The organism is Sphaerisporangium sp. TRM90804, assembly GCF_029846175.1.
GTDB lineage: Bacteria > Actinomycetota > Actinomycetes > Streptosporangiales > Streptosporangiaceae > Sphaerisporangium.
The window spans coordinates 1-8,912 of record NZ_JARWAC010000049.1; the positions used below are offsets into that span (position 1 = coordinate 1).

General features: G+C 74.7%; 2 protein-coding genes. One reads left to right on the forward strand and one right to left on the reverse strand.

All coding sequences use genetic code 11. The features are described from left to right. Positions 1-4,326: type I polyketide synthase (locus PYR91_RS36120; RefSeq protein WP_279787489.1), on the forward strand; the 4,326-nt coding region annotated here is incomplete at its 5' end. 260 nt (positions 4,327-4,586) lie between these two features. Here the strand turns inward: PYR91_RS36120 and PYR91_RS36115 are convergent. Then, a partial coding sequence (locus PYR91_RS36115) for a type I polyketide synthase (RefSeq protein WP_279787489.1) occupies positions 4,587-8,912 on the reverse strand: 4,326 nt, incomplete at its 5' end.

The following is an 8,912-nucleotide window of genomic DNA, read 5'->3' on the forward strand; positions in this document are numbered from 1 at the left end:
GTGGACTGGTCCGAGGGCGCCGTCGAGCTGCTGACCGAGGCCCGCGCCTGGCCGGTCGAGGGCCGTCCGCGCCGGGCAGGGGTGTCCTCGTTCGGCCTCAGCGGCACCAACGCCCACGTGGTCCTTGAGCAGGCCCCCGACCAGGGCACCGGCGAGCCCGAAGCGGGCGGCCCGCATACGCGACCGGCCGATCCGTTGGCGTCGGCCGCGTCCCTGCCGGTGGTGCCGTGGGTGCTGTCGGGCAAGACGGCGGGGGCGTTGCGTGGGCAGGCCGAGCGGTTGCTGGCACATGTGCGGGCCGCCGTCGACGCCTCAGGACCCTGCGGCCTGGCCGACGTCGGTTACTCGCTGGTGAGCGGGCGTGCGACGCTGGGTCACCGCGCGGTGGTGGTGGGCGCGGACCGTGAGGAGTTGCTGGCCGGTCTGGCCGCGTTGTCTCAGGACGGCACCGGAGTGTCCACCGGTATAGCGGCGCGTCCGGGGAAGCTGGGGGTGCTGTTCACCGGTCAGGGTGCGCAGCGGCTGGGTATGGGCCGGGAGCTGTATGAGGGTTTCGCGGTGTTCGCGGAGGCGTTCGACGCGGTGGCGGCCGAGGTTGACCCGTTGCTGGGTGTGAGCCTGCGTGAGGTGATGTGGGGTGCGGACGCCGAGCGGTTGAACGGGACGGGGTTCGCTCAGCCGGCGTTGTTCGCGTTCGAGGTGTCGTTGTTCCGGCTGCTGGGCGCGTGGGGTGTGCGTCCTGACGTTCTGGTGGGCCATTCGATCGGTGAGCTGGCGGCGGCGCATGTCGCCGGGGTGTTCTCACTGTCCGATGCGGCGCGTCTTGTGGTGGCGCGTGGCCGGTTGATGCAGGAGTTGCCCTCCGGTGGGGTGATGGTGGCGATCCAGGCCGGCGAGGTTGAAGTCGAACCGTGGCTGTCGGAGGGGGTGTCGCTGGCGGCCGTCAACGGCCCGCAGGCCGTCGTCGTCTCCGGGGTGGCTGATGCCGTCGAGCGGGTGCGGGCCGAGTTCGAGGCGCTGGGTCGCAGGGTGTCGCGGCTGGCGGTCTCCCACGCTTTCCACTCGGTGTTGATGGAGCCGATGCTGGACGACTTCGCCGTGGTGGCGGGGCAGGTCGCCTACCAGGAGCCGCAGATCCCGGTGGTGTCGACGGTGACCGGTCGGGTCGCCGATCTGACGGACCCGGCGTACTGGGTGGAGCAGGTGCGCAGGCCGGTCAGGTTCGCCGACGCCGTGCGGCATGTTCACGCCCAGGGTGTGACCCGGTTGGTCGAGGTCGGTCCGGACGCGGTGCTCACCGGCATGGCAGCCCAGTGCCTGGAGTCCGAGGAGACCGTGCTGGGGTCGGGTCAGGCGATGGCTGTGGCCGATCGGGTCGTGCTGGTGGCGGCGCAGCGGCGTAACCGTCCCCAGGCGCACACGCTGGTCTCGGCGCTGGGCGAATTGCACACGGCCGGGGTCGACGTCGACTGGCGGGCCTTCTTCGCGGGCACCGCCGCCCAGCGGGTCGATCTGCCCACCTACGCCTTCCAGCACCAGCGTCACTGGATGAGCGCGCCCGCCGCCGGTGGCGGGGGAGCCGTGGGGCTCGGGCAGACCGGCGTCGACCATCCGGTGCTCGGCGCGGTGGTCTCGCTGCCCGACTCGGACGGCGCGGTGTTCACCGGCCGCCTCTCCACCGGTACGCACGCCTGGGTGGCCGACCACGACGTGCTCGGCACGGTCCTGCTGCCCGGCACCGGGTTCGTCGAGCTGGCGATCCGCGCGGGTGACCACGTGGGCTGCGGTGTCCTGGACGAGCTGACGCTCCAGGCCCCGCTGGTGCTGCCCGGGCGAGAGGCCGTCGCCGTCCAGGTCGTTCTCGGCTCGCCCGGCGAAGACGGCCGCCGCCCGGTGAGCGTCCATTCGAGGAGTGAGAACCAGCCGGATCTCCCCTGGACCCAGCACGCCGAGGGTGTGCTGTCCCCCTCGGGGCCCGACGCGGCGGCCGAGCTGACGCAGTGGCCACCGGCCGACGCCACCCGGATCCCCGTCGAGGGCGCCTACCCCGACCTGGCCGCGCTCGGCTACCACTACGGCCCGCATTTCCGGGGCCTGGCCGCCGCCTGGCGGCGCGGTGACGAGCTGTTCGCCGAGGTCGCCCTCCCCGAGCACGCGCACGCCGACGCCGCGCTCTTCGGCCTGCACCCGGCGCTGCTCGACGCCGCGATGCACGTCGGCCTCCTGGACATCCCCGACCGTGAAGGCGGCGGTCAGACGCTCCTGCCCTTCGCGTGGAGCGGCGTGGCCCTGCACGCGACGGGCGCCACGGCCCTCCGGGTGCGCATCGCCCCGACCGACCAGAGGGACGGCCTCTCCCTCACCGTCGCCGACGAGCACGGCAGCCCCGTGCTGTCCGTGGCGTCGCTGGTCTCCCGGCCCGTCTCGACGGAGCAGCTGGGCGCCAAGCCCGACGACGCCCTCTTCCACGTGCGATGGGTGCCCGCCCCGAGCGAGGCCTCCGCCCCCGGGTCGTGGGCCGATTGGGACGACCTCGCCGGCGACGCACCGGTCCCCGACAACGTCGTGCTCGACTGCGGCAGGGAACCGACCGCCGACGTCCCCGCCGACCTCCGCGCCGTCACCGGACGGGTGCTGGACGCGCTGAACCGATGGCTGTCGGACGAGCGGTTCGGCCGGGCGACGTTGACCGTCGTCACCCGCCGGGCGGTCGCCGTCCCCGGAGACCCCGGCGTGGACGTCCGGCAGGCGCCGATCTGGGGCCTGGTCCGCGCGGCCCAGGCCGAACACCCGGGCCGCTTCCTCCTCGTGGACGTCGACGACCTCCTTCCCGCGAACGCGGCACTGGGCCAGACGGAGCCGGAAACCGCGCTGCGCGACGGCCGCGTGCTCGTACCCCGGTTCGTACGCGCGACCGCCCCCGAGCCCGGCCCGGCGCAGGGCACGGACCGCGCTTCGCGTCCGGGCCCGGCGGCGCCGGGCACCGCGAGCGAGGTGGGGGACGGGACGGTGCTGGTCACCGGCGGTACGGGCGGGCTAGGTGCGCTGGTGGCCCGGCACCTGGTGGTCCGGCACGGGGTTCGGCGGCTGGTGCTGCTCAGCCGGCGCGGGCCGGCCGCCACGGGCGCAGGCGAGCTCCGGCGGGAGCTCGCCGGGCTGGGCGCGCATGTCGACGTCGTCGCCTGTGACGTGTCCGACCGCGCCGCGCTCGCGGAGGTGATCGCCGCCGTGCCGCCGGAGCACCCGCTCAGCGCGGTGGTGCACGCGGCGGGTGTGGCCGACAACGGCATGATCACGACGCTGACCCCCAAGCGCCTGGACGCGGTGCTCGCGCCGAAGGCGGACGCCGCCTGGCACCTGCACGAGCTGACCGCCGGGCTCGGCCTCACCGCGTTCGTGACGTTCTCCTCGGCCGCCGGGCTGGTGCTGGCGTCCGGCCAGGGCAACTACGCCGCCGCCAACTTCTTCCTCGACGCGCTCGCCGAGCATCGTCACGCCCAGGGCCTGCCCGCCACGTCCATGGCCTACGGCCTCTGGGACGTCTCCGTCGGCCTCGCGGCCGAACTCGGCGACGCCGACGTGGAGCGCCTGCGCCGGGCGGGAATGCCCCCGTTGACGCCGGACGAGGGACTTGAGCTGTTCGACCGGGCGCTGTCCTCGGGCGAACCGGTCGCGGTGCCGCTCCGCCTCGACCTCGCCGCGCTGCGCGGCCGGGGCGACGACCTGCCCGCGCTGCTGCGCGGCCTCGTACCGGCCGCGCGACGGCGGACGGGCGCGGGGCTGCCGCAGGCTCCTTCCCTGCCGGCCCGGCTCGCGGGCCTGGCCGCCGACCGGCGGGCGCAGGCCGTCCTGGACGCGGTGCGCACCCAGGTCGCCGGGGTGCTGGGCCACCCGTCCGGAGACGCGGTCGACCCGGACCGCGCCTTCGACGAGCTGGGGTTCGACTCGCTGGCGGCCGTGGAGCTTCGCAACCGGCTGAACGCGCTGACAGGGCTGCGCCTGCCCGCGACGCTGATCTTCGACTACCCGACCGCCGCCAAGGTCGCGGCCTTCGTCGAACAGCGGCTGGAACCGGTGCCCACCGCCCAGGCGGACACCGTCGAGGGCGAACTCCACCGGCTGGAGTCCCTCGTAACGGGCACCACACCCGGCGATCCCGGCCGTGACCGGCTCGCCGCCCGGCTGCGCGCGCTGGCCGACCGTCTGACCGGCCCCGCCCTGCCGTCCGAAGGCGCCACTCCGGCGGACGACGGCGACCTGACCGACGTCACCGCCGAGGAACTGCTCGACATCTTCGACAACGAGTTCGGCACCGCCGCCCACTGATTCCCCGGGCCGCCGGTGGGCACCCGGCCCGCCGTCGGGGTGGGCACCCGGCCCGCCGGCGGTTCGGTGCTGGGCGCTACCTTCCAGCGCTCCCCCTGTCTGTTCGTCAGCGCGTGGCGTGTCCCCGAGCGCTCGGGGACACGCCACGCGCTGACGAACAGACAGGGGGAGCGCTGGAAGGTAGCGCCCAGCACCGAACCGCCGGCGGGCCGGGTGCCCACCCCGACGGCGGGCCGGGTGCCCACCGGCGGCCCGGGGAATCAGTGGGCGGCGGTGCCGAACTCGTTGTCGAAGATGTCGAGCAGTTCCTCGGCGGTGACGTCGGTCAGGTCGCCGTCGTCCGCCGGAGTGGCGCCTTCGGACGGCAGGGCGGGGCCGGTCAGACGGTCGGCCAGCGCGCGCAGCCGGGCGGCGAGCCGGTCACGGCCGGGATCGCCGGGTGTGGTGCCCGTTACGAGGGACTCCAGCCGGTGGAGTTCGCCCTCGACGGTGTCCGCCTGGGCGGTGGGCACCGGTTCCAGCCGCTGTTCGACGAAGGCCGCGACCTTGGCGGCGGTCGGGTAGTCGAAGATCAGCGTCGCGGGCAGGCGCAGCCCTGTCAGCGCGTTCAGCCGGTTGCGAAGCTCCACGGCCGCCAGCGAGTCGAACCCCAGCTCGTCGAAGGCGCGGTCCGGGTCGACCGCGTCTCCGGACGGGTGGCCCAGCACCCCGGCGACCTGGGTGCGCACCGCGTCCAGGACGGCCTGCGCCCGCCGGTCGGCGGCCAGGCCCGCGAGCCGGGCCGGCAGGGAAGGAGCCTGCGGCAGCCCCGCGCCCGTCCGCCGTCGCGCGGCCGGTACGAGGCCGCGCAGCAGCGCGGGCAGGTCGTCGCCCCGGCCGCGCAGCGCGGCGAGGTCGAGGCGGAGCGGCACCGCGACCGGTTCGCCCGAGGACAGCGCCCGGTCGAACAGCTCAAGTCCCTCGTCCGGCGTCAACGGGGGCATTCCCGCCCGGCGCAGGCGCTCCACGTCGGCGTCGCCGAGTTCGGCCGCGAGGCCGACGGAGACGTCCCAGAGGCCGTAGGCCATGGACGTGGCGGGCAGGCCCTGGGCGTGACGATGCTCGGCGAGCGCGTCGAGGAAGAAGTTGGCGGCGGCGTAGTTGCCCTGGCCGGACGCCAGCACCAGCCCGGCGGCCGAGGAGAACGTCACGAACGCGGTGAGGCCGAGCCCGGCGGTCAGCTCGTGCAGGTGCCAGGCGGCGTCCGCCTTCGGCGCGAGCACCGCGTCCAGGCGCTTGGGGGTCAGCGTCGTGATCATGCCGTTGTCGGCCACACCCGCCGCGTGCACCACCGCGCTGAGCGGGTGCTCCGGCGGCACGGCGGCGATCACCTCCGCGAGCGCGGCGCGGTCGGACACGTCACAGGCGACGACGTCGACATGCGCGCCCAGCCCGGCGAGCTCCCGCCGGAGCTCGCCTGCGCCCGTGGCGGCCGGCCCGCGCCGGCTGAGCAGCACCAGCCGCCGAACCCCGTGCCGGACCACCAGGTGCCGGGCCACCAGCGCACCTAGCCCGCCCGTACCGCCGGTGACCAGCACCGTCCCGTCCCCCACCTCGCTCGCGGTGCCCGGCGCCGCCGGGCCCGGACGCGAAGCGCGGTCCGTGCCCTGCGCCGGGCCGGGCTCGGGGGCGGTCGCGCGTACGAACCGGGGTACGAGCACGCGGCCGTCGCGCAGCGCGGTTTCCGGCTCCGTCTGGCCCAGTGCCGCGTTCGCGGGAAGGAGGTCGTCGACGTCCACGAGGAGGAAGCGGCCCGGGTGTTCGGCCTGGGCCGCGCGGACCAGGCCCCAGATCGGCGCCTGCCGGACGTCCACGCCGGGGTCTCCGGGGACGGCGACCGCCCGGCGGGTGACGACGGTCAACGTCGCCCGGCCGAACCGCTCGTCCGACAGCCATCGGTTCAGCGCGTCCAGCACCCGTCCGGTGACGGCGCGGAGGTCGGCGGGGACGTCGGCGGTCGGTTCCCTGCCGCAGTCGAGCACGACGTTGTCGGGGACCGGTGCGTCGCCGGCGAGGTCGTCCCAATCGGCCCACGACCCGGGGGCGGAGGCCTCGCTCGGGGCGGGCACCCATCGCACGTGGAAGAGGGCGTCGTCGGGCTTGGCGCCCAGCTGCTCCGTCGAGACGGGCCGGGAGACCAGCGACGCCACGGACAGCACGGGGCTGCCGTGCTCGTCGGCGACGGTGAGGGAGAGGCCGTCCCTCTGGTCGGTCGGGGCGATGCGCACCCGGAGGGCCGTGGCGCCCGTCGCGTGCAGGGCCACGCCGCTCCACGCGAAGGGCAGGAGCGTCTGACCGCCGCCTTCACGGTCGGGGATGTCCAGGAGGCCGACGTGCATCGCGGCGTCGAGCAGCGCCGGGTGCAGGCCGAAGAGCGCGGCGTCGGCGTGCGCGTGCTCGGGGAGGGCGACCTCGGCGAACAGCTCGTCACCGCGCCGCCAGGCGGCGGCCAGGCCCCGGAAATGCGGGCCGTAGTGGTAGCCGAGCGCGGCCAGGTCGGGGTAGGCGCCCTCGACGGGGATCCGGGTGGCGTCGGCCGGTGGCCACTGCGTCAGCTCGGCCGCCGCGTCGGGCCCCGAGGGGGACAGCACACCCTCGGCGTGCTGGGTCCAGGGGAGATCCGGCTGGTTCTCACTCCTCGAATGGACGCTCACCGGGCGGCGGCCGTCTTCGCCGGGCGAGCCGAGAACGACCTGGACGGCGACGGCCTCTCGCCCGGGCAGCACCAGCGGGGCCTGGAGCGTCAGCTCGTCCAGGACACCGCAGCCCACGTGGTCACCCGCGCGGATCGCCAGCTCGACGAACCCGGTGCCGGGCAGCAGGACCGTGCCGAGCACGTCGTGGTCGGCCACCCAGGCGTGCGTACCGGTGGAGAGGCGGCCGGTGAACACCGCGCCGTCCGAGTCGGGCAGCGAGACCACCGCGCCGAGCACCGGATGGTCGACGCCGGTCTGCCCGAGCCCCACGGCTCCCCCGCCACCGGCGGCGGGCGCGCTCATCCAGTGACGCTGGTGCTGGAAGGCGTAGGTGGGCAGATCGACCCGCTGGGCGGCGGTGCCCGCGAAGAAGGCCCGCCAGTCGACGTCGACCCCGGCCGTGTGCAATTCGCCCAGCGCCGAGACCAGCGTGTGCGCCTGGGGACGGTTACGCCGCTGCGCCGCCACCAGCACGACCCGATCGGCCACAGCCATCGCCTGACCCGACCCCAGCACGGTCTCCTCGGACTCCAGGCACTGGGCTGCCATGCCGGTGAGCACCGCGTCCGGACCGACCTCGACCAACCGGGTCACACCCTGGGCGTGAACATGCCGCACGGCGTCGGCGAACCTGACCGGCCTGCGCACCTGCTCCACCCAGTACGCCGGGTCCGTCAGATCGGCGACCCGACCGGTCACCGTCGACACCACCGGGATCTGCGGCTCCTGGTAGGCGACCTGCCCCGCCACCACGGCGAAGTCGTCCAGCATCGGCTCCATCAACACCGAGTGGAAAGCGTGGGAGACCGCCAGCCGCGACACCCTGCGACCCAGCGCCTCGAACTCGGCCCGCACCCGCTCGACGGCATCAGCCACCCCGGAGACGACGACGGCCTGCGGGCCGTTGACGGCCGCCAGCGACACCCCCTCCGACAGCCACGGTTCGACTTCAACCTCGCCGGCCTGGATCGCCACCATCACCCCACCGGAGGGCAACTCCTGCATCAACCGGCCACGCGCCACCACAAGACGCGCCGCATCGGACAGTGAGAACACCCCGGCGACATGCGCCGCCGCCAGCTCACCGATCGAATGGCCCACCAGAACGTCAGGACGCACACCCCACGCGCCCAGCAGCCGGAACAACGACACCTCGAACGCGAACAACGCCGGCTGAGCGAACCCCGTCCCGTTCAACCGCTCGGCGTCCGCACCCCACATCACCTCACGCAGGCTCACACCCAGCAACGGGTCAACCTCGGCCGCCACCGCGTCGAACGCCTCCGCGAACACCGCGAAACCCTCATACAGCTCCCGGCCCATACCCAGCCGCTGCGCACCCTGACCGGTGAACAGCACCCCCAGCTTCCCCGGACGCGCCGCTATACCGGTGGACACTCCGGTGCCGTCCTGAGACAACGCGGCCAGACCGGCCAGCAACTCCTCACGGTCCGCGCCCACCACCACCGCGCGGTGACCCAGCGTCGCACGCCCGCTCACCAGCGAGTAACCGACGTCGGCCAGGCCGCAGGGTCCTGAGGCGTCGACGGCGGCCCGCACATGTGCCAGCAACCGCTCGGCCTGCCCACGCAACGCCCCCGCCGTCTTGCCCGACAGCACCCACGGCACCACCGGCAGGGACGCGGCCGACGCCAACGGATCGGCCGGTCGCGTATGCGGGCCGCCCGCTTCGGGCTCGCCGGTGCCCTGGTCGGGGGCCTGCTCAAGGACCACGTGGGCGTTGGTGCCGCTGAGGCCGAACGAGGACACCCCTGCCCGGCGCGGACGGCCCTCGACCGGCCAGGCGCGGGCCTCGGTCAGCAGCTCGACGGCGCCCTCGGACCAGTCCAC